The 1,963-nt window shown below is 73.3% G+C and carries 3 protein-coding genes; all 3 read right to left on the bottom strand.

Annotated elements, in window-relative coordinates:
- Positions 1 to 287, bottom strand: a 287-nt coding sequence (locus tag H5J33_RS33225; protein WP_181798417.1) for a MarR family winged helix-turn-helix transcriptional regulator, incomplete at its 3' end; no start/stop codon positions are given.
- Between the two features lie 73 nt (positions 288 to 360).
- A complete protein-coding gene (locus H5J33_RS33220) occupies positions 361 to 720 on the bottom strand; it encodes a VOC family protein (protein WP_181798416.1) in 360 nt (119 codons plus the stop codon).
- Positions 721 to 908: 188 nt separating this feature from the next.
- Positions 909 to 1,963 (bottom strand): ABC transporter permease (locus H5J33_RS33215; protein ID WP_181798415.1); only part of this gene is annotated, 1,055 nt, incomplete at its 5' end.

Genomic DNA, 1,963 nt, shown 5'->3' with positions numbered 1-1,963 from the left:
TCCTCCGCGCACACCGAGCGTTCCACCAGGCCGTCCTTCTCCAGCCGGCCGATCAGCCGGGACAGCGCGCTCTGGCTCAGGTGGACCCGGCCGACCAGGTTCTGCACCCGGCACTGCTCGCCCTGCTCGGGCGGCTCCGTGACCAGCAGGTCCAGCACCTCGAAGTCGCTGGCGCCGAGCCCGTACGGGTGCAGGGCGCGGTCGATCTCACACATGGTGCGCGCGTGCACGGCGAGGATGTCCCGCCAGCGTTCCTCCAGCCGGGTCTCGGCCGTCTTGACTGCCATAACCGCACGGTAGCACCGCCCCGGCCACTCGTTGAGCGTGCAACCAGCGCCGGGGCCGGCGGTCGCTCCCGCCTCAGGCCGAGGGGTCCGACGGGTCCTGGAGCAGTCCCAGGTGGTTGCCGTCGGGGTCCTTCACGAACGCGATCAGCCGGCCGCCGCCGACGTCCTGCGCGTCCTGGAGCAGCTCGGCGCCCGCCGCCAGCAGCGCCGCGAGCCGCTCCCGCAGATCCGTCACGTGCCAGTACGGCACCGGGCCGGTCATGCCCTTGGCGTGCCCGCTCGGGTCCAGCCCGACGTCCTGGCCGGCGGCCTTGTAGCCCACGTAGTACGGCTCGTCCGCGTACGGCTCCACGCCCAGCAGCGCGCCGAACACGGCCTTGGCGCGGTCCAGGTCCTTCACCGGGTAGATGATCGTCTGCAGGCCTGCGGTCATGATGCTCACTCCTTCGCACAGCGGTGCCCGGCCGCACGGGGCCGGGGCACCGACGGGTTCCCCGCCGGTGCCCCCACGCTAGGACGGGCGGCCCCACGGAGGCTTCTCCGATCCTGACCGGTTGCCCGTTTCCGGTGACGAGCCACGCCCCCGCCCGTTGCCGGCACCCGTCCCCGCCGGTCGCGGCATCACTCGTCGCGCAGCACCTCGGCGACGGTGAGCCGGGCCGCCCGCCGCGCGGGCACCAGCGCCCCGACCACGGCGATCACCACCCCGGTGAGCGCCAGGACGGCCAGGAGAGGCGGATGCCAGACAGCCGTCATGGAGCCGGGCAGCGTGATGTCCAGCCCGCCCGCCATGCGCGGCACCACCACCCGGTGGGCGGCGACGCCCAGCGGGACCCCCAGCACCGACCCCAGCACGCCGAGCACCGCCATCGACGTCACCGTCATCGCCGTCACCTGGCGCGGGGTCATCCCGATCGACTTCAGCATGCCGAGGTCACGGCGCCGGTCGTGGGTGTTGAGCACGGCGGTGTTGAAGACACCGAGGGAGGCGACCAGGGCCAGCATCAGCGTCAGCGCGGTCGCGGAGCCGACAATGGTGCCGGTGACGTTGTTCGCCCCGCTCAACTGGACGGACAGCCCCGGATCGGCGGCCCGGACCGCACGGGCGTACGCCTCCTGCCGCACACCGTCGCCCAGCTTCACGTGGTACGCGATGGGCCGCGCCCCCGGCATCAGCGCGGTGACCGTCGGCCAGTCGCCGACGACCAGCCGGTCGTCGGTGTCCATCGTCTCGCCCACGACGGTCACCTGCTCCTCGCGGCCCTCCTTGCGCAGCCGCAACCGGTCCCCGAGCCGCACCCCGTTGTGGCGCAGGAACGGCGATCCGGCCACCACCTCCCCCGGCCGGCTCATCCAACGGCCCTTCACGAGCACGGTGTCCAGGGACCGGCCGCCGCGCCGCCCCTCGAACATCACCACGTTCGTACCGCCCACGAGGAGCACCTCGTCGTCCGACCGCGCCGTGACATGCCGTGCGCCCGGCAACGAGCCGAGCAGCGCCTGGAGTTCACGGTCGCCGCGCACCGGCCGCACCTCCTTGCCGTGCCGGTGCGCCCCCACGTAGACGGTGACGTCGTAGGTGCGGTCACCGCCGCTGCCGAAGCTGTTCAGCGTCGCCGCCAGGCCGGTCGCGAAGGTCACCGTCGCCACCCCGAGGACCACGGCGGCCAGCGTGA

Source organism: Streptomyces sp. WELS2, assembly GCF_013870595.1.
In the GTDB taxonomy this organism is placed as follows: domain Bacteria; phylum Actinomycetota; class Actinomycetes; order Streptomycetales; family Streptomycetaceae; genus Streptomyces.
This window is presented reverse-complemented; position numbering and strand designations above follow the sequence as displayed.

Excerpts from the sequence above, each read along its gene's own strand:
- H5J33_RS33220 (WP_181798416.1), bottom strand. The coding sequence starts at position 720 with ATGACCGCAGGCCTGCAGACGATCATCTACCCGGTGAAGGACCTGGAC.